The following is a 25,906-nucleotide window of genomic DNA, read 5'->3' as shown; positions in this document are numbered from 1 at the left end:
CAGGGTGGTTAGTCGCTGGGGCGGCAAACTCTTTTGCCGTTCAGCTAAGCGTTGGTCGAATTGGCCGAGTCGGTCGTATTGTCGGCAGGGCGGAGCATCACGATGGCGAGCTTCACGTACCCCCATCCACTATAGACCGTGGAGATGATGGCAACGAGCACCATCAGGATCAATATGTTGTCGAGCACCAGCGACGGGGGCTGCCAGGCGGCTGCCCGACCGAGCCGCCACAGGCTCAAGATGACCACCGCGCACTGGGCCACCATTTTCCATTTACCCGCCCATTTGGCCGAGAAATCCATGCTGCGACCCTCAATCAAGCTCCGCAGCGCGGTGACCAGCAGCTCGCGAGCGGTGATGAGCACCGCCACCCAGGCGGGCACCAACGAACCTTCGACCGCCCCTAGCAAAATGAACGTACCGCAGATGATGACCTTATCGGCAAACGGATCGAGAATGCGCCCGAGCTGCGTAATCTGGTTGTACTTGCGGGCCCAGTATCCATCGAGCCAGTCGGTCGCCGAGGCAATCACAAACAGCACCAGGCTCAGCAGGTACCATTCCAGGCAGATCGTCACGAAGCAGAGAATCGCCAGGACGATCCGTGCTGCCGAGAGTCGATTCGGGACATTCCAGACGATTCCATCGGCCGAAGCAGGCATTGCAAAGTTAGGAGCTGAAGTAGATTACAGGGGTAAACAGGCTAGGCGGCAGGCGGGCCAACTAAGTGAGGGCGACTCCTACCAAATCGTAATCGCTGCGGGCGACGATCTCGCAGGTCACCATCTGTCCGGCCGAAAGTTGCTCGCCGGTCACGTACACCACGCAGTCCACGTCGGGAGCGTCGGCAATCGTGCGGCCGATCCAGGCAGTTGGTTCATCCGGCACCGGCGAGTCGATCAGCACCGGCTGTTGGGTACCAACTTGCTCGTCGGCAAAATCGAAGGCCACCTGCTGCTGCAGGGCCATCAACGTGTCGCGGCGCCGGTTCTTGGTCTCTTCGTCCAAGTGATCCGGCAAGCGGGCCGCTGGCGTATCGGGTTCGAGCGAGTAGGTGAACACTCCCAGGCGTTCGAAACGCTCGGTCGCCAGGTATTCGGCCAGCTCGTTGAACTCTTCCTCGGTCTCCCCAGGAAAGCCGGTGATCATGGTGGTCCGCAGAATGAGATCGGGCACCCGCTCGCGAAGCTTGCTGACCAGTTCTTCGGTCTGCTCGCGAGTCACCCGGCGCTGCATTCGCTTGAGCATCCGGTTGTTGATGTGCTGCAGCGGCATATCCAGGTACGGCAATATCTTGTCCGACGCGGCTATCGTATCGATCAACTCGTCGTTGAAGTACATCGGGTACAAGTACATCAAGCGGATCCAGTCGATGCCTTCGACGGCCTCGAGTTGCCGCAGCAGTTCGGCCAGGCGCGGCTCGCCATACAGGTCGATGCCATAGTAGGTGGTGTCCTGGGCGACGATCACCAGTTCCTTCACGCCGTCGGCGGCCAACTCGCGGGCTTCGGCCAGTACGTCTTCCATCGGCTTGGTCGCGTGCTTGCCCCGCATCTTGGGAATCGCACAGAACGTGCACAGCCGGTCGCACCCTTCGGAGATCTTGAGATACGCGAAGTGCCTGGGGGTGACTCGCATCCGCTGCGTGTCGGCCAGCGCTCGTACGGGAGCCGGTTTGAAGACCAGCCGCTGCTCGTCGAGTCCGCCAATCAAGCGGTCGGCCACCTTGGTCACTTCTTCGCGGCCAAACACGCCAACCAAATGATCGATGTCGGGCCGGTCTTCCAGCAGTTGCTCTTGCTGGCGTTCGGCCAGGCAACCGCTCACAATGACCCCCCGCAGCAGCCCCTGACGCTTACGCTCGAGCATCTCGTCGATCGCAGCAAACGATTCGTCGCGGGCCGACTCGATGAAGCCGCACGTGTTGACGATCGCAAAGTCGGCGTCGTCGGGCGAGGGGACCAGTTCGTAGCCGTCGAGCTGCAGCAGACCGAGCATCCGCTCGCTGTCGACCAGGTTCTTGGGACAACCCAAACTGATAAAGGCATAACGCCCCTTATTGCCCGGGGTAGCGGGTTGGGGAGTCGCGGGACGGTTCGAGGCAATGGGGAGTTCTTGCATTCCACTAGATTAGGCGAAGCGGGCAATTCTGGCGAGGTCCCGCTACCGAATAATTGGCCAGTTTACCGGGGTTTTAGCCGCTGGCGGAGGAACTCGGCCAGATTCTCCGCCTCGTCGGTTCCGACCCGCAATTGCTGGTTGCCAAGCTGCAGTTCCACGCAGTCGAACCCCCACAGGTTGTACGTGGTCCCCCGCCCAGGCATCCAATGGATGCCCCACCCATCGATCCACGACGACCGGGCGACGCACACGTCGGTGATCTCGTGGTACTCCACGGTCTTGCGGAAGAGCGGCAGGGGGCCGAACTCGATCGCCAGCCGCGATCCCTCGTCGCGAACCGTTAGTCGCCCGAAGCTAAAACCAAGCACCCCGGTGATTAGCCCGCTGCCCAGCAGCACCGCGACCACCGCCGGCGATTCGGTCGCCCACGCGGCCGACAGCAGCATCGCCCCGGCCGGCACCAGGAGCAACCAATGAAGGGGACTATGTTGCGTATGTTCGTAATCCATCGAGGGGACCTCCTGCACGGCGATTCCACGAGCCCTGTCGAGCCAGTCGTTCCGCAACCAGTAATTCGGCAGCCGACTTGTCATCTTGGTGACTATCCGTGGCTTTACGGATCAGGCAAGCTGCGAAGTTTTTCCGGATTATTGCTTGTATCGCGAGGAGATGTTGGTATAGTGAACATGCGAACACAAATCCTCCTCCAGCCCGGTGTGTGCCATGTTTGCCGATATTCCCTACGAAGACTGGTCTGCTGCCCTCGATTCGACCGTGGACGAACTATTGTGGGAGTCTGGCGTCTGCGAGCCAGCGGTCGATGCGTTCCTGGTCGCCATTCGGCTTGGACTCGTCGTGACCGAAGACCTGCTGCAATCGTCGCGGGCGCGGCTGGTAAGGTTCTCCGCGCAGCACCAGCCGCCAGCTACCGACCACACAGCGACCACCATCGTGCTGGGCGAAGAGCAGCGATTCGAACGCCGGCAGTTTGCCGTGGCCCACGAACTGGGCGAGTTTGCCGCCGAGCGAGTGTTTGCCCGCTTAACGATCGACCCGCGAACGGCTCCCTTTGGTGGTCGCGAGCAGGTGGCCAATCTACTGGCCGCCAGGCTGTTGCTGCCCGCCCGCTGGTTTCGCAAGACCGCGCTCGCGTGCGACTGGGACCTGCTGGAAATTAAGCGAGTATTCTGGACCGCCAGCCATGAACTGATCGCCCGGCGGATGCTCGATATGTCGCCCCCGGTAGTGATCAGCGTGTTCGACCAAGGGCACCTGTCCTGGCGAAACAGCAACTCAGGAGTCCGCCCGCAAGCGTTGCTCGACACCGAGTACGATTGCTGGCAGCGGGCGCACCATCTCGGCGAGCCGGCTCGTGCCGAGCCGCATGACAGTGAGCTTACGTCGTGTACGTCGGTGCGGTGCTGGCCGATCCATGAACCCGACTGGCGGAGAGAGATCATGCGCAGCGAAGTCGAAGCCTGGCACTAACCATCGAGGTTCGTGCCAGGCACCGCAGCGTTGGCCGCTATTTGAACAGCCCGAAGAATCCACGTTTGCTGTACTTACCGTGCTCTTCGTCGTGTTCCTTGGTAATCGGGTACGTCGGTACCCGCTGACCCTTTTTGCGATAGATGTCGTTGCTGGTCATCCGGATGGTGGTTGCACGAAGACCTTGGGTCGTCGATCACCCACGGGGTGCTCCAGTTCTTTCCGTTGTCCCAGTTCGCCACGTTGAAGAAGAAGTTCTGCATGCACAAGCACTTATAGCTATACGGATAGCTCGAACCCAGGTAGTCTTCCTCCGTGAGGTCGTCGACGCCAGGACTGGCGTAGTAGTGGATTTGCCCGTCGGCCGAGAACTCATGCCCATGGTCCACCAGCCAGGCTCTTCGATGTTCAGGCTACGCATGTCCTGACCTTTGCTATTGGAGCGAATCGAGATCTGGGCATGGTCGTGATCGATGTTGCGCGAGGTTTCGCTGCGGAACAACAAGAACATACCAGGCCAGAACGCGTCGGTTTCGCCCTTCGGCGTGGTGCCACGGCAATCGGCCCGCATACCGAAGGAGGCTCCCGTACGATTTTCCCACTTATCGGCAACGCGTGCAGCTTGGTTGCCAGGTGACAGGAATCGAACGTCCCAGTTTGTGATCGAACTTCATCAGCAGGTCGTCCTGCATTTGCTCGTTGGTGACCCGACCCGGCATACCGGAGTCTTTGGTTTGGAACAGCAGCGCACCCTGGCTACCAGCGATCCCGCCCGGCGGCGTCGCCACCCGGCGAACGATGTCGGGCGTGCCGCGCTTCGCCCCTTCGTGCCACAGGCGGTTGTTCGAGATGCCGCCAGGCGCGCGTTGGTTGTCGTCTTGTTCGTAGCTGCTCTTCGGCAACCGCAACGAGTAGCTCCAACTGGTATCTTCGAAGTCGTCGCTGCAACCTTCGAGGAACACGCCGGTGCCGGGCACGAACGCGGATCGCGGAGCAGCAGGACGATTGGGATTGTGATTTTCGGTGCTTGGCTTGCTTGGTGAGCGACTCGGTTGCGTGCGAAACGACTGGCTCCTGCTGTACTTCTACCATCCTCTTCGTCGTAGTCGTCGATCTCCGGAGTGATGTCGGAGTCATTAAACGTCAGCGGATCAGGACCAATCGAAGGGAACGCCCGAATCTCATCGGCCGACACACCACGAGTAACAGAGAGCGAGAGACAGAGCGCACCGGCGATCACCAGAGAGCGACGCATGACAGCATTCCTTTGCCGTTTGGGCGTTGGGCGTAGATTGAAGAATTCAATCGATACAAATACTTCTTTCGTATCGGTCAGAAACCGCATGCAGTTAAGAAGCATCCGCCGAGTCACGCGTTTGCTAGCGAAGCTGGCACTGGGCTGCATCGTCGCAAAGATCGGCACGTTGGGCCAGTTTGCGTATGGTGGGCAAGGCAGGTCGTGATGCGCTCGGAAATCACGTCGCATATCAGCGAATGCAGTCCCAGCGGAGCAGTCACCAGGTGCGAAACGCCCGGGTGCTCGGCGGCCGCCGCCGCGGCGAGCCGAGGAATGTCCTGCGACCAGTGCCGACCGGGCGAAAGAAAATAAGGGAAAACCACAACGGTCTTTGCGCCTTGTTCCACACACGCAGCAAACGCCTGGGCGACAGTCGGATCGGCCAGCTCCATGTGGGCGTGCTCCACGATGTCGACACCGCTTTGTTGCTGGAACAACCGCCGGACCGGCGATCAGCAGCTCGTTGCTTTCGTCGCGTCGCGAACCATGGTCCACCAGCACCACTCCGACCGGTTGGGCCGAGTCGGCGGCCAGCGATTTCAGGTTGTCGGCCAGGTTGCTCATTTATCGGAAGGCAAAGTTTTGCGGTCGGTCTGCGGGAATCTGCATAGTTTGACTCCCCGATTTTTGCTACATCACCGGCCAAGTCATACCAGTCCCCGCTTTTCCATGCTAGGAGTCGACATGTTGCTCGCCCAATTCCTTTCGTTTGGCAGAACTTCGGCCGCGACAGCCCAAGAGTTCGGGTACAAGGTCAAACAGTTCGAACTCGAGCGACTCGGGAGTGTGGAATACGCCCAATGGCAGCACCCCCAGGAAACTCAAAAGTCGATTACCCAGCCGATTGTCGATGCGGTCAAACAGTTTGTCCGCGAAGGGGACCTGGTGATTGATATCGGTGCTCATACCGGGGACACCACTGTGCCGATGGCCCTGGCCGCGGGAGCCTCGGGGCTGTGCCTGGCGTTCGAGCCGAATCCGTTCGTGTTCAAGATCCTCAGCGCCAACGCGGGACTGAATCCCGAGAAAACCAACATCAGGCCACACAACTTTGCCGCGACCGAAAAGCCCGGCGAGTTTGTGTTCCACTACACCGACGGCAACTACTGCAACGGTGGATTCAAGTCGCAGCAGAAGTGGCCACTGTTCCGCCGCCGGCATCCGCTCACTGTGGCAGGGGCGCAATCTCTACGACCTGCTGAAGACCGAGTACCCAGAGTGGCTTAGCCGATTCAGCTACCTGAAAGTCGACGCCGAAGGGTATGACTTGAAGATTCTGCGAACCTTGCAGCCGGTGCTGGCCCAACGCCGGCCAGTGATCCGTTGCGAAGTGTTCCGCAAGCTGGTCGCCAGCGAGCGTTACGCCTTGCACGATTTCTTCGTGAAGCTCGGTTACGAGGTCGTGCGTTACATGGGCATCGAGCATGGCCCTGGCGGACCGGTAAGCCGCAAGGAAATGACCGAGACCAAGCACTTCGACGTGATGGCAGTGCCGCGGGCGATGAAGCTTCGCCGGGCGGCTTAACCGAGAGCAAACACACACACCACGCACAGAAGGCGGGCCTGCTCAAGGGAGGGGCGGGCTCGCCAGTGTTTACCTAATTACAACCGACTAAAGGGGCAATTCTCGCAGCGCAAGCCTTGCGCATACGATCAGCGGGTTTGCGCGTTGATCTATGACGCGTTCTAAAATGCTCGGGTATCATAGTGGAAAGCACATATCGGACGGCCAGAACCAGCCCAATCCGACCGACGCCACACCTATCCTGATGCACTGCACCCGAGCCCATGCGCGTTGTTGTTCCGATCAAGCGAGTCCCTGATACCGATCAGCGGATCGAGGTAAGCGCCGACGGCGCGAGCCTGCTCACGGACGATGTTCCGTGGATGATGAATCCGTTCGACGCCATTGCTTTGGAGCAGGCGATCACCCTGGCCGAAGAGCAAACGGACGTCGAAGTAGTCGCGGTGAGCATCGGACCCGCGGAGTGCGAGGAGCAGCTTCGCTCGGCACTGGCCATGGGGGCCGACCGCGCGGTCTGGATGGAGTGCAGCACTTCGCTCGACCCGTGGGGCGTCGCTAGTCTGCTCAAGCAGTTTGTCGCCAGCGAGCAGCCCGATCTGGTACTGATGGGCAAGCAGGCGGTCGACGACGACGCGAACCAAACTGGGCAGATGCTGGCCGCGATGCTCGATTGGCCGCAAGCCACGTTCGTGTCGAAGCTCGAAATCAACGCGGGCCACTTTCGCGCGTCGCGCGAGACCGACACTGGCCTGCAGGTGGTCGCGGGAACGCTTCCGGCGGTGGTCACTGCCGACCTGCGACTCAACGAGCCGCGGTACGCTTCGCTGGCCGGCATCATGAAGGCCAAGAAGAAACCGATTGAACATCGCCCGGGCGACGAGCTACTCGCCGGCTACCAGCCGCGCGTGCGGGTGGTGTCGCATCGCTCCGAGGCAAACGACCGCCAGTGCGCCATGTTGAACTCAGTGGAGGAGTTGGCGGACGTACTGCGTGCGGTCACAAAAGCATAGCACGACGTATCGGACATCGGAGAGGAGACTTCATGAAGGTGCTAGTGATTGCGGAATCGAACGAAGCGGGACTTCGTCCAGCAAGCTTGCGGGCGATGGCCTGCGGCAAGCTAATGGCCGCTGAGTCAGGTGGCGATGTACATTGGCTTGTCGCGGGGCATCAGCTCGATCGGCTTGCGGGCGAGGCTTCTCGCTATGCTCCAGTGCTGCTGGTCGACCGTCCGGAGTTGGCCGATCCGCTGGCCGCACCCTGGTCGGCTGCCATCGCGGCAACCGTCGCGCAGGAAGGCATCGACCTGGTGCTGGCTGCTTCGTCGTCGTTCGCGAAAGACGTGCTCCCCGCGGTGGCGGTAAAGGTCGACGGGGCGATGATCGCCGACGTAACCAGTTTGAAACGCTGCGACCAAGAGCTGGAAGCGGAGGTTCCACGCTTCGCGGGCAGTGTGGTCACCACGCTGCGACTAAGCTGCTGGCCAGCGGTGGTCACGGTGCGACCTTCCGTGTTCGCCGCGGCAGAACCACTTGCGTCGCCGGCCGAGATCCAACCGCTCGAGCTTCAGGGGGTGGCAAGCGATCCGCGAGTGACCATTGAGCAGCACGCCAGCCGCAACGCATCGCGCCCCGACGTGACCGAAGCCAGCGTCGTGATCTCGGGGGGGCGGGCCGTGGAGTCGTCGGAGGACTTCGAACGCCTGGTTGGCGGACTCGCCGACGCGCTCGGCGGGGCTACCGGCAGTTCGCGAGCGCTGGTCGATTCGGGCATTGCTCCTAACGACATGCAGGTCGGCCAAACCGGCAAGCAGGTCGCCCCGCACTGGTACATCGCGCTGGGCATTTCCGGAGCGGTGCAGCACCTGGCTGGCATGAAGAGTTCGCGAAAGATTATTGCCATCAACACCGACCGCAATGCACCCATCTTTGATGTGGCCGACTATGGATTGACGGCCGACGTCTACCAGGCGGTGCCAGAGCTTATTGAGTCTCTCAAGAAGAACAGCCATGCTGCCACTGCTCGCTACTGAAGGCCAAACGCTGCTCACACGCGAAGTGTTCGGTAACATTCCGTCGGCAGACCGTTTCGTGTTCTACGGACTGGCTGTGCTGGCGATGGCAACCTTCGCCGCTGGAGTCTATCGCCGAGTGCGAAGATGGCGACAAGGCCAGCCGACCGTTATCCCAAGCGGGCCGCAACTCGTCGGGCGGTTCTGTCGAAACGTGCTGGCGCTCGCCCGACTACGCGGGCGCCCCCTCGCCTCGCTCGCCCATCGAATGCTGTTTTATGGTTTTATCGTGCTGTTTGTGGGGACTTGCTTAATCGCGATCGAACATATCCTCGCCGACCTGTTGGGACGCGAACCGGGGAATCCCGTGTTTCATAAGGGATGGTATTACGCGGTGTACGAGGTGGTGCTCGACGCGGCCGGCGTGGTGTTCCTCACCGGAGTTGCGGTGTTCCTCTGGCGACGATCGGTGAGCGATGAGAGCTTCGCCCGCCGACCGGCGGATCGCCTGGTGCTGTTGCTCCTGCTCGCGATAGGAGTGACTGGCTATCTGGTCGAGGCGTTGCGATTGCTGGACAATCCCACTCGCCTGCCTGGTGTTTCGCCAGTAGGCTGGCTCGGCGCCCTGGGGCTGGAGTCGCTTGGCATGCCAGCAACCTCGGCCAAACTCGCGCATTACCTCTTGTGGTGGGGGCATGGCATCATGGCCCTCGGCTTCGTCGCGGCGATTCCCTACACCAGCTTGATGCATGCGGTCGCGGGCGCGTGGAACCTGATGCTCGCCGACGAGAAGCTTGGCGTGTTGCAGCCAGTGGACCTGGAGCAGGTGGAAGAGACCGGTACGCTCGGCGTCGGAGTGCTGAACGACTTCACTCAGCAGCAACTCTTGTCGCTCGATGCGTGTGTCGCCTGCGGGCGGTGCGAAGATGATTGCCCCGCGCACGAGGCCGGCAAACCACTGTCGCCGAAGCGATTGGTCCAAGACTTGGCTCGCAGTATGGCGACCGGTGAGTCCCAATCGTTGCATGGCGAGGTGGTATCGGCCGAGACGCTCTGGAGCTGCACGACATGTAACGCATGTACGTCGGCTTGCCCGCTTGGGGTGAGCCCCGCGGGGCTGATTACCGATCTGCGCAGGCATCTCATTGTCGAAGGCGACCTGCGCGGAGCACCTGCTACTAGCTTGCAGAAGACTCAACGATCGGGCAATCCGTGGGGCCTGCCTGCTGGGGAGCGGATGAAGTGGGCTGCGGGACTCGAGGTACCAACCGTCGATGAGTGTCCCGACTTCGAGATGCTTTACTGGGTAGGGTGCGCAGGGTCGTTCGATTGCCGATCGCAGCAAATCGCCCGCAGTGTCGTGCAGTTGCTTCACAAGGCAGGAGTACGTTTCGCGGTGCTCGGCAAGCAGGAACGCTGCACCGGCGAAGCCGCCCGGCGGATGGGCGACGAGCTGCTGTTCCAGGAGCTAGCCACGCAAAACATCGCGACGTTCTCTAAATATCAGGTGAAAAAAATCGTTACGCACTGCCCGCACTGCTTGAACAGTTTGCGAAACGACTATCCGCAGTTCGGCGGTGAGTACCAGGTGGTACACCACAGCGAGTTGCTCGCCGAGTTGCTGTCGGAGGGGCGGTTGTCGGTAGAGCAGGGGGGGCTCGAGTCGGTCACCTATCACGACCCCTGCTACCTGGCGCGGACACAAGGAGTCACCGAACCACCTCGCGAGATCTTGCGCGCGGCCATTGGGGGGACGCTACCAGTGGTCGAACCGAAACGTTGTGGAGAATCCACTGCTTGCTGCGGTGGTGGGGGAGGGCGGATGTGGTTCGACGACGCGCCCGACGCCCGCATTGGCAACTCGCGAGTCGACGAGCTCATCGAGACCGGCAGTCACACAATCGCGGCCGCCTGCCCGTTCTGCATCACCATGCTCTCCGACGGCATGGCGAATCGCAAAGCACCTGTCAACGTCAAAGACATTGCGGAAGTGCTGTGCGAAGCAACGCTTCCTCAGCCCAACGATGGTATTGAAACGAAGGAATAGAGAAATGGCACAGACAACTTGTGACGTGGTGGTAATCGGCGGTGGTGTTGCCGGTTTGAGTACAGCCATGCAACTAGCGAGGCGAAACGCCAAGGTGGTCGTTGTAGAACGTGGTCCACTGGGCAATGGATCGACTGGGCGTGCGGCCGGTTTGTTGGGGCAACTCCGCGGCAACGCCGAGCATACTCGCATGCTCATCGATGGAGTCGGCATCGTCAACGAGTTAGAAGCGCGCTCCGGTCTTGAGATCTTCGTGCGGACTGGAAGTTTACGCGTTGCGGAGACTCCCGAACGAGCCGCCGAGATTCGCGACTTGGTGCAAATGGGCAAATCGATCGACTTCGACATCGACCATCTGCCGATCGACGAGGTGCAACAGCGGCTTCCTTACATGCGTACCGACGACCTTGTGGACGCTTGCTACTGCCCCACTGACGGCCACCTGCAGCCAGCGGAGTTGGTAAGTGCGTACGTGAAAGTTGGTCGCGAGTTGGGCGTGACTTACAAAACGAACGAGCGAGTCTGCGAGATTCTCACCGCCGGCGATCGCGTGCAGGGCGTACGGACCTCGACCGGCGACGAGTACCACGCCCCGGTGGTAGTGAACGCGGGTGGCCCCTGGAGCTACCTGAATGCTGAACTGATCGATACGGTACTGCCGACTGCTGCGATTGGCCACTACTATCTGACCACCCGGCCGATTCCTGAAGTGCTGGTGCCGAAGGATAGCCCTGCGATTCGCGATCGGCATCTGCGTATCTACTCGCGTCCCGAAGCGGGAGGGCTGATCGTCGGGTGCTACGAAGCCGAGCCCGACCTGCACGAGATGGCGAAGTTGCCGAGAGATTTCGACATGTCGACCATGAAGCCAGCCCGAGATTCGCTGCATGTTGCGATTTTGCTCGACGCGGCCAGCCAGCGTTTCCCCTGGATCTCGCCGAAGACCCCCATGACACTCACGGTCGGCATCATGACCTTCACTCCCGATGGGCGGCCGTTCTGTGGTGAACTGCCCAATCTACGGGGAATGTACCACTGCGCGGGGTTCTCGGGGCATGGCATCGTCCAAAGCCCGGCGATTGGTGTCATTATGGCCGAGTTAATTCTTGAAGGAAAAACGCGTTACGATATCGAATCGATCGAAGCGGATCGCTATTATGAGATGGACGGATACCAGCAACGCGACGAGATTGAGCAGCGTTGTCTCACCATGGCGGGCAACTACTACGGAAAAGTGGAGCGTCCCGCGGGAACCAGTGCCAGTTGAACCTTCAGGCAAAGCAGGTTAGCAACAAGCCCCGATGGCGAATGAGATCGAACAGCCTGCGACGAAAGAGCGCTCCGCCGGCGAAGCGGAGTTGCGAGTGAAGCATGCCGAGGCGGAAAAGCCACTTCGGCACGTTACTTTGCTCGTGGAGTCGTCGACCACCTGGGGCAGCGACATCGTTCAAGGCATTGCCGACTACGCGAACGATCATGCCAACTGGGTGATTTACTACGAGCCGCGTGGCAAATATGAAGTGCTGCACCTGCCCGACGACTGGCGCGGCGATGGCGTAATCGCCCGGGTGACGACCGAGTCGCTTGGCGATCAGATCGTCGCGGCCAAGGTGCCTGCGGTTAACGTTTCGTGGCATGCCTACCACGGCGGTTTGATTCCTCGCTGCACGACCAGCGAGCGGCTGTCGGCCGAGATGATCGCCCAGCATTTTCTTGATCGCGGTTTTCGCCGATTTGCCTACTTCGGCGATTGCCGGCGGGCGAAGCACGCCGATTTGTTTGGCAGTGCGTTTATCGAGATCATTGAGCAATCAGGATTCGTGTGCCACAAGCATCCTTGCGTCACGCGTAACGTGAAAGAGGGAGCACCGACCCGGCAGGAGCAACTGGAGTTGATGGAGTGGGTACAGCAATTGCCCAAGCCGATCGCTCTGTTGGCGTTCAACGATGTCCGCGGCCGGCAGGTGGTTGAGGCGTGTCGCCAGTCGGGGATCGCTGTGCCCGACGACATCGCTGTGATGGGTGGCGAGCATGACAAACTCGCGTCGCAGATGTCGCGGCCTCGTTTGTCGAGCATCGACCTGTCGTCGCACCGCGTGGGATTCGAAGCAGCCAAATTGCTCGACCGCATGATGGCCGGCAAGCAGCCGCCGACCGATCCGATACTGATCCCCCCCGCCCGCATTCTGGTACATGCGTCGACCGACACGCTGGCGGTGGAAGACGAACTGGTGAGCCAGGCGTTGCATTTCATCGCTGCGCAACTGCATCGGCCGATCAACGTTAAGCATATTCTGGAGCACGTGCCGACATCGCGGAGAGTGCTCGAACAACGGTTTCGCGATCTGTTGGGCAGGGCGCCTGCCGAAGAAATCCGCCGCGCGCGGATCGAGCGGACCAAGCGGCTGTTGGCCGAGACCGATAAATCGCTGCGGCAAATCGCCCGCGATTGCGGCTTCTTGCATGCCGAAGTGCTGTCGAGAGTTTTTCGCCGGACCGAGGGAATTACTCCCTCCGAGTATCGCAAGCGGGTACGCACCGCCGATTGATCGCCGAGAGCAATTGATCGATCAGTTGCTCTGTTGAGTAGCTTTTAGGATGGCTCGACGGTGAGAGCCATAGCTTACTAGTTTAGTCGTGATAAAACGAAGCGAACTGGCTCGCCGGTGATGTGGAGGTCTCCCTACTTCCGCCGGAATTCGGTAAACTCGCTAAGTCGCCACGCGTTTACTCTGTTTTGGAGCGCGAGTGCGCATGGCGTGAGAGAGAATCACGAGTCACCGCCGATTGTAACAAGTCGGTTAGGAATAGCAGGAAATATGTCCAAAGAACCCATGGAAACTTCGTCGTCGGATGCCGGTGAGAACGGCACTTCTGCCCCACGTCATGAACAGGTGGGAATGAACCTGGTGGAGCTTGCCCAGCGAATCAAACAGCTTCGGATGGAGAAGCGTTTGACCATCGAACAATTGGCAACTCGTACGGGGCTCACGCGAAGCTGGCTTTCGAAGGTCGAGAACTTCCGCGTGACTCCGTCGCTGCCTGCGCTGTTCAAGATTGCCGCGGATCTCGAAGTTCGCCTGTCGGAGTTGGTCGAAGGGTTGGACCAATGCCCAGAGTTGTGCCTGGTGCGCCGCGACGAGGGGAAGGTCATCGACCGCGATCCCTCGCCGGAGAACAACACCAAATACGAGTCGATGGCCCATCCACGCCAAACACGAGCGATGGATCCATTTCTATTGACCATTCCCGCTCATGGCGGGCGGCAGCAATCGCTTACACACGAAGGGGAAGAGTACCTGATGGTGCTCGAGGGAAAGGCTCGCTTCTACTACGGCGACGAAACCTACGAACTCGATTCGGGCGATAGTCTCTATTTCGACGGATCGACCCCCCATCGGGTGGAGAATCCTTTCGACGAAACCGCCAAGGTGCTCTGCGTGTTCTGCGTCTCGGGCCGGTAGCCGCTGCGAGCCGACACCGAATCTCCAAGTCTCCCACCCGCTGCGCGTCTTTCGCTCCCAGTTACACGGTTCGCCCAAGTAATTGGTTAGGTGTGGGCGAGAGGAAGTAGGCACGGAATAGCCATTTTTCTGCGGTTTGGAGTCTTTTCAGAAAAACTCAAAATCTTGGCGGGTCTCTCCGCTTGTTGTTGATCTCCCTGTTGTCGCTGGTACTCACCTACCAGCAAACAACAACCATTGCGGGCGAATGCTCATAAAAAAGGGAGATAGAACATGCGTAAGGTAGTGAGTTGTGGTGTGGTTTTGGTGGCAGCCTGCTGCTCTTCGTCGCAAGCGGCCGACCCTTACAATCCGGTTCCTGTGTTTGGACCTCCGCTGACAGGCCCTGGCGTGATACCGGCCATTGAGGTCTATGGCAAAGAGTTCTCTCACGACCTCGATTACTCCGCCATGGGGGGAGCAGATCCCCAGCAGGTGATCAACTGGGATGGGCACGGTGGCACCATGGATGGCATCGACTACTCGAATACCCGACCCAATTGGGAACTCGACCAGCAAGTCGACGCAATTGCGAATCAACGCGACGCACTATTCCGTCAGCTGATTCGCGACGACGCTCATCTGGTTTACTCGCACGACGACGAAGTCACCGTGTACCCGGGAGGACCGATGACCCCCTACAAGCCGATTGTGCTGGCTCCTACCGACCCAGTGGTGTTGGCCAGCGGGCAGAAGATCGGAGGCCCCGCTGAACTGAGCGTCGAACTATCAGGTGTCCATACGGGAGCCAACATCCATGACTATTGGGTGCCCGCTCCAGGCATCGATCGGTCGGTGGAGCTGCGGGATGTGGATGGAGTGGAGCTTTGGGGGCCGGAACCCACCAAGGAAGGGCAAGAAGAAGGCGTGTTCGTTGGTGATGCCGACAAGTATTCGCTCGAACTCGACTTTGAAAGTGGGGCTTCGATCTGGAATGCCTCAGGCACTCCCTATCTGTCGCACTCCATGATTGTATCGGCTGTCGAATCGCTGCTGGGACCGATTCCCGGACATGCTCTTTTGCCACATCAGAATCAAGAGAGTCGGAACGCGATCGATATCGACGCTCTGATGGTATACGACACCGCAGGTGATGTGAACATCTTCAACGACGAGCCGGTTCCCCCTTCCAGTGACGAAGCAAGAGACCAGATCGGTCGGTTCATTGGCGACCAAGAACCTCGCGACACCGTGATCTTCAGCATTCGCCAGATCGTCGACGAGCTGAGCCCCGATGGGTACTACGCCACCGGTAGCGAGCTGTTCGTACTCGATAGCCTGTCCGGCGTGCACTTCCTGGAACACGGTGGGCATGTGTGGGACAAAGGTTACTCGATGTCGGAACTCCGCATGATGTCCGATGATCAAGAAGAGGGATTTGGGGTAATCGACCTCAATGCTCTCGAAGCGATCGGCGAAGCCCAAGAGATTCCCGTCGGACCATGTCCTGGCGACTTCAACGGCGATGGTCTGGTCGACCTCGGCGACTACACCATCTGGCGTGACAATCTGGGTAGCACCGACGAGTCGAAGATCTCCTCGAATGGTTATTTGAACGGGGTGATCGACTCAGCCGACTACGACCTCTGGAAGAATAACTTCGGCCACGTGTGCATGTCGCCGCTGATGGCCAGCAGCCCAACGTCGGTGCCTGAGCCTTCCACGCTGTGGATGGTCGCGGCGGCCGCAGGGCTGGGACTCCTATATCATCGAAACGCTTAGGGGAGGAAGCTGTTCGCCACTTGATAGTGGTGGTGCTTTCGGGTCGCCTCGCCCCTGCCATGGGGGCGGGGCGGCCTTTGTTTCTAGACGGACCAAGGCAACATCGGCCATAATGCGGGGAATCCAAGCCATGCTTCTCTTTCAACCGCCCGCGATGAACGATCCGAACGATATCTCAGTCACTCAGTGGATTGCCGATTTACGAGTCGGTGAGGAAACCAAAGCCCAGCAAGAGCTGTGGGGGCGGTACTTTAACCGCTTGCTCGCCTTGGCAAAACACAAGCTGGGAGACACGCCTCGAGCGGTGGAAGACGAAGAGGACGTCGCAGTAAGCGCGTTGGGCAGCTTTTTTGTCCGAGTCCGTGAGGGGCAGTTTCCCGACTTAACCGACCGCAATGGCTTATGGCCGCTGCTGGCCAAAATTACCGCGAATAAAGCGGTAAACTTGCACAAGCGGCAGGTCGCTGCAAAGCGTGGAGGAGGGCGACAGCCGGAGTCGGCCGATCGTGCAAGCGACGACAGTCAATGCGCACCGCTTGAGTTAGTAGACGATCAAGTAACGCCGGCCGAGTTGGCCGAACTGAGCGAGCAATGTCAGTTGCTAATGAACGAACTGCCTGACAAAGCGATGCGTGAGATCGCCGAACTGAAACTGGCGGGATTTACCACGCAAGAAATCTCGCAGCAGCTCGATCTCTCTCCACGCACGATCGAGCGTAAAACGGGGCTTATTCGCAGTTACTGGAATGCCTGGCTCGAGAAGAACTGCTAAGGTTCCAGGCGAGTGTCGTAAAGCCAGCCAGCATCGCGAACGTGCTGGGCTCAGGCACTTGCGACACATTGAGCGAAGCGAGCGCGCCGGTACTCGTCGCATCGAGATTGTCGCGCCAGATCGTGTAGTCGGCTAGACTGACGATGCCATCCCCGTTGCCGTCGGCATCGTAGCTGTTGGTGCCGAAGTCTTTCTTCCAAACCGCGTAGTCGAGCTCATCCACTGCACCATCGGCGTTGTAGTCGCCAGGACCGGCGAGCAGCAGCGTGACGTCGCTATCGTCGTTAGCGAGGGTGAGCTTGCGATCGTACTCGGCATCGTAATCGAAAGGGGCAAATCCTTCGGTATCGATCCCAAACTGAACCTCGATGGTCCCTGAGCCGAGGAGCGCATCGCTGGCATCGACTCCGTTGATGCCGTTGCGACCGATTTGCATCCAGAATTCGACACTTCCCGTATCGCTCGTGGGAGTCACCGCAAACGAAGCGAATAGCCAGGCGGGGCTGCCAGAGTCGGTGGTGCCGCAATAAGAATCCGAGGCATCACAAGTCACACCGAAGCCTTGAGCGTAGTTGGCCGGCATCGAAAAGCCTTGCAGGTCGAGCAGTCCTTTGCTGAATCCGATGGGTAAGTCGTCGTAACTGCCGAGCGCCGAGCCATCCGATTCGGTCAGTCCGGTACTCGAGTCTCCCACGTTGCTGAAACGATCCTCGCCGGAAGCATACGTCGGGTTGTAAACGACAATCGAATCAGGATCGATGTCAAATGTGGACTCCGGCGAGACGATGTCGAGCGAGACGTTTTGGAATTTTAGGAAGGGATTGGTACTCGCGTTCCAGTCGCCCGAGGTCAAAGTGTTTGGTTGAGCCCAGATGTGTAACGTGCGGGGAATCCCGACCGCGGAGGTGAACTCTGGCACTCCCGGCGTGCCTGGCAAAGTTGCATCGGTCGAGAACCAAAACGCCGCGGGAGCTGCAGTGCACGAGCGGAGCCAGACGTGGTTCAGCGCAGTCGCCGATAGCAGCAAAAGGGCCCAGTAAAGTGGTCGATTATGCATAACGTTCAAATGTGCCAACTAGCCAAGGCGGCAACCAACCAAGTTGCGATTTTCCCCGAGTTTACGCGTAGATTTTAAGAAAGTACAGGAAAAATGGCGGGATGCCTACCGATTTCTTGATAACCTCTTCGAGGCCGTTACCATCAGGGTAGTTGGCTTGATGGGTGGGCAGAAGTTTATGCTGCCATATTGGTTTATCTGACTTTCTCGAAGATGTATCGATCCATGAACTCGCAGGCACCATTCGCTTACACTTGGAATCCGCGAAGCCTGGCATGCGCGTTAGGAATCGGGATGCTTGCGTTCGCAGCCGCCAATTCCGCTTTCGGGCAGCGAGTGTTCAACTACGACTCGCTCGATCTCACGCCCGAGAGCACCTTTCAGGTTCGCATCGGGGGGACAATCCCAGGCACTCTGCACGATGTGCATATCGTGCAGGATGGGGCAACGCTCGAAGGTCGGTTAAACCTTCCCTTTATCAATGGCTATCAACCCATCCCAGGCGATGTGATTGAGTTCTTGCAGGCGGGGGCGATCGAGCAGCAGTTTCGCTCGCACTTCTTTCCTACAGGTTTGCCGAATGATGTAGCAGTGCGTTTTGAGCAGTCGTCGCAAATCGCGAGAGCCGTGTTTGTTGCCCCGCAAGTTGGCAATCAGTTTGTCGCCGACGAGTCGTTTAGCTTCTGGAATAATCCCCAAAGCTGGAGCCAAGGCGAGGTGCCCGACTCCACGGCCAGCCTGCAGCTCGCCTCGATCACGCCTGATGCCCAGCAGCGGGTCGTGGTGCAAGCCGGGCCGGTGCAGGGGGCACCCCCCGCGGCCGTGCACGACCTTGCGGTGCTCGGCAACAACGGACCGATGGTGCTTGAGGTCTCAAACGGGGCCCACTTCAGCGCATCGTCGCAGACTGTGATTGAAGCGAATGGTCGCATCGAATTGCTAAACGGCAGCTTGGCCACCAATAAGCTCGTGGTCACCCCGGATGGACAGCTAGCGATGAATCAGGGGACGGTGGAAACAGGGCAGGGACAAATGGAAGTTGCTGGGCAGCTTTATGGCAATGGCGAGATCATCGGCGGCCTGCAAATTGTTGGCAACGGTCGGCTGGAAGTCGACGCCGGATCGTCGCAGCCTGGCGGGCAGCTATTGATCTCAGGTAACTTTGCGCAATCCCCGACCGGTAGAATCGTCGTGGATGTCGATTCCGCCAACGCGGGGGAGTTTGAGCGCGTAGTGGTTTCGGGCGAAGCGGTACTCGATGGGATGCTGCAAGTTGACCTGTCGAACTTCGATAGCTTCGACGTGGGAACCTCCATCGAGGTGGTTACGGCCGAACGATTGCTGGCGGGTACGCATTTCCGGACGATCGTTGGTCAAGGCATCCCACTCGGCAAAGGTGTCTACGCTGGCGTGCAATACACCAGTTACAGTGCTGCAATCGTTGGGCACTCGGTGGGAGACATGGATGGCGACTTTGACTACGACGAGGACGATGTCGATTTGTTCGCACTCGCCCTCCGAGATCGCGAAGCGTATGAGTTGACCGAGCTTTCAGGAGGCGGCATCATCGGTGTATCGGCCGACATCACTGGCGACACCGACTACGATAGCGATCTCGATTTCGATGACATCGACGACATGATCAGTTTGCTTTCCCCTCCGGTGGCCGCCTACGCGCAGCAAGTGCTGCTCGGCATCACTGTGCCTGAACCAGCGGCGATATGGCTATTGGTACTTGGTGGGCTAGGGCTAGCCTGGAAATGGAAGCGATGAATTCCCCACGTCGCGGATTCACTTTGGTCGAACTACTGGTGGTCATTACGATCATTTCAATCTTGATCGGCCTGTTGCTACCTGCGGTGCAAGCCGCCCGTGAGGCTGCCAGGCGTTCTAGTTGCCAAAACAATCTCAAGCAAATCGGATTGGCTCTGCAGTCCTATCACTCGGAACAAGGCACTTTTCCACCGGGTGCGATGCTCCACGCGCAGCAGGTTCGACCCAGTGCTTCGTGGCGGGCGTTGCTGCTGCCGCTGATGGAACAGCAAGCATTGTTCGATGAGATTGGTGTGGTTCAGGATAAGAGCGACCGCAACTACGGCGGTGTCGAGAATCGCAAGCCCGGCACCTACGAGATGCCAATGTACCTGTGTCCCAGTGCAGCACGCCCTGAAGGTCAGTTCAAGGAGTCGCATTATGCCGGCGTGGCCGGCGGCGAAGGTGCTGTGGACTCATGGGACCTGGAGGATACCATTTGTGGCGACTTGCGGCGAAACGGAGTGCTTTTCCCGGGAAGTCGGGTACGAATGGCTCGCATCGTCGATGGCACGTCGCATACGTTGATGGTGGGAGAACGGAACTACGTGTTCCGTGACTGGCTCGTGGGGGCCGACTGGCGCGGGGCCACGGGGGCGTACACCAAGGTCTGTTCGGGAGCGGCAAAGAGCATCATCTACCCACTGAATGCCGATCACGACGAGTTCGGCTATTCCGTGGAAGATACCACCGCGCCCGAAGGTGCCATGCGATCGATGCTACTTAACGATCTGGAGTTCGCCAGCGACCACCCGGGAGGAGTTCAGTTCGCGTTTGCGGATGGTTCGGTGCAATGGATCGACGAAGAAATCACCCTGCCTGCGTTGTACGCTTTAGCGTCGCGCGACGGGGGAGAGGTCGCCGAGTACTAAAGGCTTGCTCAACGAAGCGGTTGCCTGGGGAGGAGCGAATCGCGGAGTTCGATTAGCGTACCTGCTTCTTCTGGCCAGTCGTGTTGCAATGCAGTTCCGACTTCGCCAGCCTGTAGAAATTGGGCTGCTTTCTTCGTCGTGTCGTTCTCAAGCTGGTATTGCAATTGGAGTAACTCTAGCTGAGCAATTGACTGCGGGGAGTTTAGTAGGTTTGATACTTCGGCAAGCGTGGCCTCGGCTTCGTCGCGATTTTGGGTGGCTTGCTGCATGGCAGCGAGCTTGATGCCAGCTTCCAAATGGGCAATGCTCCCCTTGGTCGATTCTGCCATCGCATACCTATCGAAAGCCTCGCGGTAGTGGTGCGCGGCTTGCTGCTTGCGATCGACACTTGCCAGCAGATCGGCCAGGGCGTGATGTTCACTGGCTGTATTGCTGGGGGTGGTTGATTCTTCGAGTTGGCTGGCAAACTCCGTGTATCGCTGATCAAGAAGCGAATTGATAAGGTCCTTTCGCCAGTCTGGGACGATTGTTTCAGGAATCGCTGCGCCGGTGATGCTCTCCAGTCGCTCCTTGAGCGAAGCGACCTCTTGTTGAAGCTCGATACGCTCCGAGTTGCGCTGGTTGACCAGCTCGGTCCGTTCGTCGAGTCGGAGCGCAATCGCCTGGCGTTGTGCATGGAATACCACCGCGGCGATTGGCCCGGCAATTGCCAGGATGGTACCCAGTACGATCGCCGCCGAGCGGGCCGGGTGGCGTTTCATCCATCGCCAGGCACGCGCAATCGCCGGTATCGGCCGCGCCAGCACCGGTTTGCCTTCGAGATACCGCCGCAGTTCGTCCCCGACTTCGGTCGCTTTCTGGTAACGCCGATTGGGATCGAGCTCCATGCACTTCAGGCAAATGGTCTCCAGGTCGCGGGGCACACTTGGATCGAGCGAGCGCAGTTTTGGCGGATCGGTCGTCAAACGCGCCTGAATCTGCTTTGCCGGCGATCCGCGGAAGGGGAGTTCGTTGGTCAGCAAGTGAAACAGCATGACACCCAGCGAATAGATATCGGTTCGCTGATCGGTCCAATGTCCTTCGCCGCGTGCTTGTTCGGGCGACATGTACGCAGGCGTGCCGACCACAAAGCCTTCGAGAGTCATGGTGACTTCGCCGATGTCGCGCTTCGCGAGCCCGAAGTCCATCAGGCGAGGTTTGCGGGATAAGTCGAGCATGATGTTCGACGGTTTCAAGTCACGGTGAACGATGCCAGCTGCGTGAGCTTCGGCCAGGGCATCGGTCACGCTAGCGCAGATGCTGGCGATCTCTGTCGCCGGCTGCCGACGGGCTTTCATCCAGTCGGCCATCGAAATGCCCTGCACAAATTCGCTGACGATAAAAACCGTATTATCCTCGCGGCCGACCTCGAACACTGGGACGATATTCGGATGCCGCAGTTGGGCCGCGGCACGTGCTTCGCGCAGGAATTGTTCGACCTCGAAGGCATTGAGATTACCTTTGCGAGGGATCTTGACCGCCACCACGCGGTCGAGTTCGGTGTCGTGGGCCTTCCATACGGTACCGAATCCGCCGACGCCTAATCTCGAAAGAAGCTCGAAACGTCCCAGCGTTTTTAACGATTGTCGCGTAGGGTCCTTGCCTGCCGAGTCGTCCACCAAGCTGAAATGGCTGCCGCAGCTATGGCAGGCCACGTCGTCGACGGCCGCGTTGGAAAGCAGCTCAACAGGATTGCTGCAGTGGGGGCAACGAATATGCAGCCCGCCCTCTTCGACGGCAGAGATCGTTCTATTGCTTGATTTATCAAAGTCCGCTTCAGGGCGGATCATCGTGGAGGGATCGAGCATCATCGGCGCCAGGGAAGGATGACGCTCGGCCAGTGCGGCGGCCGCTTTCGCACCGCTGTGCAATTCCGGATCGTAATGACACTCGATCGCCCACAACTCACCCGCCAGACGTGGATGCAGCGATTCGCTCGCTTCGGTAAGAAACGCTTCCAGCGCGGGGCGTTCTCCCTGTTTCCAGGCGTGCTCAAATCGGTCGCAGATGTCGTCGATCGTCTGGTCGCGGCGAATCGTCGATTTGGAAGTCGGATCGTTCATCGTGCAGAAGATAAGAAGTCATCAGGTGATCGGTAGGCAAGGCAGCTCAATACACAGCACACGCGTGCGACCTTTTTACCATGAATAGGAGCGGACGTTCCAAAAAGTCAGCTTTGGTGAAGCTCTGGCAATTGTCAGCATCGCCGCATCTCGCTCGTAGGACGGAAGAAAATACCTGAAAAATATCAGCTTCCCCTGTGCTGTAAAGTGTTGCTGTGAAAGAGGATACGAGCTGTTGACTGCAAAATATTAAAATAGTTGCGTTCGGCCCGATACCAATTTACTGCCAGTGTTTACGTTAGTAGGTGAGCAAGAAGCAGGCGCTACTTCCTTCAATCGATTCCCTTCATGCACCGTCTTACGAGTTTGGCAAACGAATCACCGCGCCCTGCTCCCGATCGCCCGGCTGGACAAATTGCAGCGTTTAATCGTCTGCTTGCTGGCTGCGAATCGGATCTGATGACGTTGGTCTATGCGCTGCTTCCCCATTGGCCGGATGCGGAAGACGTAGTCCAGCGTACTCGCGTTGTACTTTGGCAGAAGTTCGATTCGTTTGAACCGGGATCCAATTTTCGCTCATGGGCCATGCAGGTTGCGCGGTTTGAAGTAAAGAACTTTCGGCGTCGGCAGCAAAGTGATCGGTTGATGTTTAGCGATGACTTGGTCGATACGCTTGCGGAAGTGAATTCCACCTTGACCGAAGACCTCGAATGGCGTCGCGAGCGGCTGCAGGAATGCATAAAGCAGCTACGGGAATCGGATCGACGAATATTGCAGCATTGCTACGGACCTACAGCTACCACCATTCGAAATGCCGCGGAGTTGTTATCGCGGCCAGTCAATACATTGTACAAAGCACTCAATCGAATTCGGCGGACTCTTCAAGAGTGTGTTTCTTCCAACGGACTTGCAGGTTAGGAGGGTATCGTGAAACCATTAACTCACGAGGAGCACCAGCGCCTGCTACAACTGTTGGACGAGTTGTGCGACGCTGGTCTAAGTAGCGAAGAGCAGCGAGAGCTTGAGACCGTGCTCACGGAGAATCAAGCCGCTCAACAGGTTTATGTTCGTTATATGGATCTGCAGGCAGGCATTCGAGGCTTCGCCCTGGCGACGGATGGTCAGCAGGAAGGGCTGCTCGAGTCGAGTGACGCATCGGAGGACTCGGATGTCCCTCCTGGAGAACATCAGATCGCTCAGCGAAACCAATCTAAAGTCTCTGGTCGTCGCATTCGCAGTGCGATCTTTGCTGCGATGGCTAGCGTTGCTGCGGTGATTGCAGTCGCTGTATGGGGAGGGGCGCACTCTTGGTGGCCCCCGTCGGATTCTTCGGGGGGTACCTTTGCTAGTTCTGGTGAAGCACAAACGCTTAATCCTTTGATTGAGGCGAAGCTTTACGGAGCGGTCGGTGCCAGGTGGGGCGGGAGTAGTCCCGTCATTATTGAGAATAGTTACTTCCTCCGCGGCACCCAGCTGGAACTTCAAGAGGGATTGGCTGAGATCATGTTCGCATGCGGAGCGCGAATTGTTGTGCAAGGCCCCGCCGCCATCGGAATCGTCGATGGCCAGACCGTGAGTCTCTCGCAAGGACGCTTGGCCGCTTATGTTCCCAATGACTACGGTCCTTTCTTTGTAGATACGAAGCAAGCCAAACTTACTGCCAGCAGTGGTGAGTTTGGAGCCGACATCGATGCCGATGGTTCTGTCGAAATGCGTGTGTACTACGGCGACGTCTCGATCAAGGCTCCGGGGGAATTCGGTCGACAAAACCAACTTCGCCTTACTGGCAGCGAGGGAGCTCGCTTCGATGCGAAGAACAGCCAGCTCTTTAGCATGCTTCGCCCGAATCACCTGCACTTTGTCCGTTACCTTTCTCAGGCGGAAACCACGGTAAATCTGGCGGATTTGGTAGGGGGAATCCCCATGCCCAACGAAGTCGTGCACAGCGGTATCAGTTTGCACGACGGTAGCCGCGTGCAGACTTACGTGGATACCGTGGAAGGCTCCAAAGGTTTCACGGCGACTCCCACCATTCGTGGTGTAGATGGCGTGTTCATTCCCGATGGAACGAACGGAGGAACCCAAGTCGATTCGATTGGCCGAAGCTTTGCTCATTTTCCTCCTACGACCGGAAAGACCTGGAGCGGAGCCATCATGGCCCGTCGCCCCTCGTTGGAACAAGGCTTGTCGCCGATGCGGTTGGAGTTTCAGGATGGAATCTATGGCTACATCAACTGGCTGCACGTGGCCACCAAGCCCGAAGAGCTGTGCCCTGAAAATCGAGGCCTCATCGGCATCCATGCGAACGGAGGAATTACCTTCGACCTGCATGCGATTCGACGGCAATATCCCAATCACGAGATGCTCTGTTTCCGAGCATTGGTTGGCAACCTGGAAGCCAAGCCCGAACGTTTCGAAGCGGAAGCGTGGGTACTGGTAGATGGTGAGCAACGGTACCACCGCAGCGGCTTTAGTCGCGAGGATGGTCCGGATGTTATCGAGATTCCCCTGCACTCCAAAGATCGGTTCCTGGTTCTGGCAGCAACCGACAGTGATGGGGATACCGCGTTCGACTGGGTCACGTTCGGCGATGCTGTCGTCGAGATGCAGTTGGACGATCGTCAACAGATGTTTTAGTTCCAGTCGCTGCACTTCAATAGTGTAGTTGTCTAGCAATATGCGCGGGCGGCGCAACCAAACAGGCAAGTGGGGCCCAGGCTGCGCCTTCATCCCGGTGGGAAGTGCGCGTTGGGTTTTCGCTGACGAGTGTTGCGGATTGAGTGTCATTCATTATCACCTTGTTTGTTACTTCCTTGTAGGTCTCTTTGAAAAGGTATTGTCTCATGAGAATCCTGAGTATTACATCCATTGCACTCCTTGCGTTGGCAGTAGCTAACGTTGAGTGCCAAGCGGGCACGATCGACTTTAGCGGAGCCACCTGGACCACCGAGGATACAGGGGCCAGTTACACGACTCCCACAACCGAATCCGGCGTCATCACTGGCAATCCAGGCATGGATGCTGGTATGTCGACAGAACTGGCTCTGGAGGTCGGCGATGTCGTAAGCTTCGAGGTTGGCATTGATAGCGGCACGTTGGGTGGTTCTTGGGATATCTCGATGTACTTCAAGTCCGACGACAACATCGGTACTTGCTGCGGTGGCACCGCCGCGACGGATCGCGTGCTCTATCGGGATCCCTCGGCCGGGCTCTACTTTCAGTCGTACGCGAACAATGGTGAGTACGACAGCACCACTGCCAGTACGCCCTACGATGGCGTGCTCTTCAGCTACGAGTTCACTTCGGCGACCAGCGCTGAGTTGACCGTAAGCAATCGAACTTCGCCTGGCGTGTTTACCGAAGCCTACTCGACCACTATCGGAGTCTATGACATCGCTGCGATCGATTCGTTACGGGTTGGTTCGTGGGATAACTCCCAGGCAGTGACCATTTCGAATTTCAGTGTGACTTCCGTTCCTGAGCCTTCCTCGATGTTGATCGTCGGAGCTTTGGTAGCGATTGCGGGTGGCATTCGTGGCAGCCGAATGCTGCGTGCGTAAGGAGCAACTCCTGCGTT

At 58.6% G+C, this 25,906-nt stretch carries 24 protein-coding genes; 16 read left to right on the top strand and 8 right to left on the bottom strand.

The genetic code is table 11. From position 1 onward, the window contains the following. Nucleotides 1-44 precede the first annotated feature (44 nt). The 3 genes from pgsA to Pan181_RS15630 all read right to left on the bottom strand — a co-directional run bounded on the left by pgsA (nucleotide 45) and on the right by Pan181_RS15630 (nucleotide 2,714). On the bottom strand, nucleotides 45-662 hold the full coding sequence (gene pgsA, locus Pan181_RS15640) for a CDP-diacylglycerol--glycerol-3-phosphate 3-phosphatidyltransferase (protein ID WP_145247954.1): 618 nt from the start codon (nucleotides 660-662) through the stop codon (nucleotides 45-47). 61 nt (nucleotides 663-723) lie between these two features. After that, nucleotides 724-2,121: a 30S ribosomal protein S12 methylthiotransferase RimO gene (gene rimO, locus Pan181_RS15635; RefSeq protein ID WP_145247952.1), complete on the bottom strand. Its 1,398-nt coding sequence runs from the start codon at nucleotides 2,119-2,121 to the stop codon at nucleotides 724-726. A gap of 62 nt (nucleotides 2,122-2,183) precedes the next feature. Then, on the bottom strand, nucleotides 2,184-2,714 hold the full coding sequence (locus Pan181_RS15630; RefSeq protein WP_197528404.1) for a hypothetical protein: 531 nt from the start codon (nucleotides 2,712-2,714) through the stop codon (nucleotides 2,184-2,186). A gap of 130 nt (nucleotides 2,715-2,844) precedes the next feature. On the opposite strand from Pan181_RS15630, the gene Pan181_RS15625 reads away from it, so the two are divergent. Next, a complete protein-coding gene (locus tag Pan181_RS15625; RefSeq protein WP_145247948.1) occupies nucleotides 2,845-3,609 on the top strand; it encodes an ImmA/IrrE family metallo-endopeptidase in 765 nt (254 codons plus the stop codon). 74 nt (nucleotides 3,610-3,683) lie between these two features. Here Pan181_RS15625 and Pan181_RS15620 read toward each other — a convergent pair whose 3' ends face one another. The 3 genes from Pan181_RS15620 to Pan181_RS15610 all read right to left on the bottom strand — a co-directional run bounded on the left by Pan181_RS15620 (nucleotide 3,684) and on the right by Pan181_RS15610 (nucleotide 5,343). Continuing rightward, complete coding sequence (locus Pan181_RS15620) at nucleotides 3,684-3,998, bottom strand: hypothetical protein (protein WP_145247946.1); 315 nt, start codon at nucleotides 3,996-3,998, stop codon at nucleotides 3,684-3,686. 213 nt (nucleotides 3,999-4,211) lie between these two features. After that, nucleotides 4,212-4,586 (bottom strand): hypothetical protein, encoded by a 375-nt coding sequence (locus Pan181_RS15615; RefSeq protein ID WP_145247944.1) that lies wholly within the window; start codon nucleotides 4,584-4,586, stop codon nucleotides 4,212-4,214. A 391-nt stretch (nucleotides 4,587-4,977) separates the two neighbouring features. After that, nucleotides 4,978-5,343, bottom strand: coding sequence for a CbiX/SirB N-terminal domain-containing protein (locus Pan181_RS15610; RefSeq protein WP_197528403.1), 366 nt, complete (start codon nucleotides 5,341-5,343; stop codon nucleotides 4,978-4,980). Between the two features lie 247 nt (nucleotides 5,344-5,590). On the opposite strand from Pan181_RS15610, the gene Pan181_RS26180 reads away from it, so the two are divergent. The 10 genes from Pan181_RS26180 to Pan181_RS15560 all read left to right on the top strand — a co-directional run bounded on the left by Pan181_RS26180 (nucleotide 5,591) and on the right by Pan181_RS15560 (nucleotide 16,486). Then, the gene (locus Pan181_RS26180) at nucleotides 5,591-6,133 is read left to right on the top strand and encodes an FkbM family methyltransferase (protein WP_197528402.1); all 543 of its coding nucleotides are present in this window, start codon (nucleotides 5,591-5,593) and stop codon (nucleotides 6,131-6,133) included. A gap of 40 nt (nucleotides 6,134-6,173) precedes the next feature. Then, nucleotides 6,174-6,431, top strand: a complete 258-nt coding sequence (locus Pan181_RS15600) for a hypothetical protein (RefSeq protein ID WP_145247938.1) — start codon at nucleotides 6,174-6,176, stop codon at nucleotides 6,429-6,431. A gap of 263 nt (nucleotides 6,432-6,694) precedes the next feature. Next, entirely contained in the window at nucleotides 6,695-7,441 is a 747-nt protein-coding gene (locus Pan181_RS15595) for an electron transfer flavoprotein subunit beta/FixA family protein (protein ID WP_145247935.1), read from the top strand. 32 nt (nucleotides 7,442-7,473) lie between these two features. Further along, on the top strand, nucleotides 7,474-8,463 hold the full coding sequence (locus Pan181_RS15590; RefSeq protein WP_145247933.1) for an electron transfer flavoprotein subunit alpha/FixB family protein: 990 nt from the start codon (nucleotides 7,474-7,476) through the stop codon (nucleotides 8,461-8,463). Beyond that, entirely contained in the window at nucleotides 8,441-10,489 is a 2,049-nt protein-coding gene (locus Pan181_RS15585; protein ID WP_145247930.1) for a (Fe-S)-binding protein, read from the top strand. Before Pan181_RS15590 ends, Pan181_RS15585 begins: the two co-directional genes overlap by 23 nt. 4 nt (nucleotides 10,490-10,493) lie before the next feature. After that, on the top strand, nucleotides 10,494-11,756 hold the full coding sequence (locus Pan181_RS15580) for an NAD(P)/FAD-dependent oxidoreductase (protein ID WP_197528401.1): 1,263 nt from the start codon (nucleotides 10,494-10,496) through the stop codon (nucleotides 11,754-11,756). Between the two features lie 34 nt (nucleotides 11,757-11,790). Continuing rightward, nucleotides 11,791-13,038 (top strand): AraC family transcriptional regulator, encoded by a 1,248-nt coding sequence (locus Pan181_RS15575; RefSeq protein WP_145247926.1) that lies wholly within the window; start codon nucleotides 11,791-11,793, stop codon nucleotides 13,036-13,038. Between the two features lie 270 nt (nucleotides 13,039-13,308). Continuing rightward, complete coding sequence (locus tag Pan181_RS15570) at nucleotides 13,309-13,953, top strand: helix-turn-helix domain-containing protein (RefSeq protein ID WP_231943610.1); 645 nt, start codon at nucleotides 13,309-13,311, stop codon at nucleotides 13,951-13,953. A gap of 273 nt (nucleotides 13,954-14,226) precedes the next feature. Continuing rightward, nucleotides 14,227-15,714, top strand: a complete 1,488-nt coding sequence (locus tag Pan181_RS15565; RefSeq protein ID WP_145247924.1) for a hypothetical protein — start codon at nucleotides 14,227-14,229, stop codon at nucleotides 15,712-15,714. Nucleotides 15,715-15,844: 130 nt separating this feature from the next. Then, entirely contained in the window at nucleotides 15,845-16,486 is a 642-nt protein-coding gene (locus tag Pan181_RS15560; RefSeq protein WP_197528400.1) for an ECF-type sigma factor, read from the top strand. On the opposite strand, the gene Pan181_RS15555 is transcribed toward Pan181_RS15560, so the two are convergent. Further along, a complete protein-coding gene (locus Pan181_RS15555; RefSeq protein WP_145247920.1) occupies nucleotides 16,443-17,543 on the bottom strand; it encodes a hypothetical protein in 1,101 nt (366 codons plus the stop codon). The genes Pan181_RS15560 and Pan181_RS15555 overlap by 44 nt on opposite strands. Nucleotides 17,544-17,837: 294 nt before the next feature. On the opposite strand from Pan181_RS15555, the gene Pan181_RS15550 reads away from it, so the two are divergent. Both Pan181_RS15550 and Pan181_RS15545 read left to right on the top strand, forming a co-directional pair. After that, complete coding sequence (locus tag Pan181_RS15550) at nucleotides 17,838-19,316, top strand: PEP-CTERM sorting domain-containing protein (RefSeq protein ID WP_145247918.1); 1,479 nt, start codon at nucleotides 17,838-17,840, stop codon at nucleotides 19,314-19,316. Continuing rightward, nucleotides 19,313-20,227, top strand: coding sequence for a DUF1559 domain-containing protein (locus tag Pan181_RS15545; RefSeq protein WP_197528399.1), 915 nt, complete (start codon nucleotides 19,313-19,315; stop codon nucleotides 20,225-20,227). The genes Pan181_RS15550 and Pan181_RS15545 overlap by 4 nt, the downstream gene beginning before the upstream one ends. 8 nt (nucleotides 20,228-20,235) lie before the next feature. On the opposite strand, the gene Pan181_RS15540 is transcribed toward Pan181_RS15545, so the two are convergent. After that, complete coding sequence (locus Pan181_RS15540; protein ID WP_145247914.1) at nucleotides 20,236-22,329, bottom strand: serine/threonine-protein kinase; 2,094 nt, start codon at nucleotides 22,327-22,329, stop codon at nucleotides 20,236-20,238. A gap of 348 nt (nucleotides 22,330-22,677) precedes the next feature. Between Pan181_RS15540 and Pan181_RS27060 the strand changes: the two genes are divergently transcribed. The 3 genes from Pan181_RS27060 (at nucleotide 22,678) to Pan181_RS15525 (ending at nucleotide 25,889) form a co-directional block, all read left to right on the top strand. Then, nucleotides 22,678-23,247, top strand: coding sequence for a sigma-70 family RNA polymerase sigma factor (locus Pan181_RS27060; RefSeq protein ID WP_145247912.1), 570 nt, complete (start codon nucleotides 22,678-22,680; stop codon nucleotides 23,245-23,247). A gap of 9 nt (nucleotides 23,248-23,256) precedes the next feature. After that, the gene (locus Pan181_RS15530) at nucleotides 23,257-24,966 is read left to right on the top strand and encodes an NPCBM/NEW2 domain-containing protein (protein WP_145247910.1); all 1,710 of its coding nucleotides are present in this window, start codon (nucleotides 23,257-23,259) and stop codon (nucleotides 24,964-24,966) included. Between the two features lie 206 nt (nucleotides 24,967-25,172). Continuing rightward, the gene (locus Pan181_RS15525; RefSeq protein ID WP_145247909.1) at nucleotides 25,173-25,889 is read left to right on the top strand and encodes a hypothetical protein; all 717 of its coding nucleotides are present in this window, start codon (nucleotides 25,173-25,175) and stop codon (nucleotides 25,887-25,889) included. Nucleotides 25,890-25,906 lie beyond the last annotated feature (17 nt).

This window comes from Aeoliella mucimassa, assembly GCF_007748035.1.
Classification (GTDB): Bacteria; Planctomycetota; Planctomycetia; order Pirellulales; family Lacipirellulaceae; genus Aeoliella; species Aeoliella mucimassa.
The sequence above is the reverse complement of the archived record's forward strand: the minus strand, read 5'-3'. Positions and strand labels throughout refer to the sequence as shown.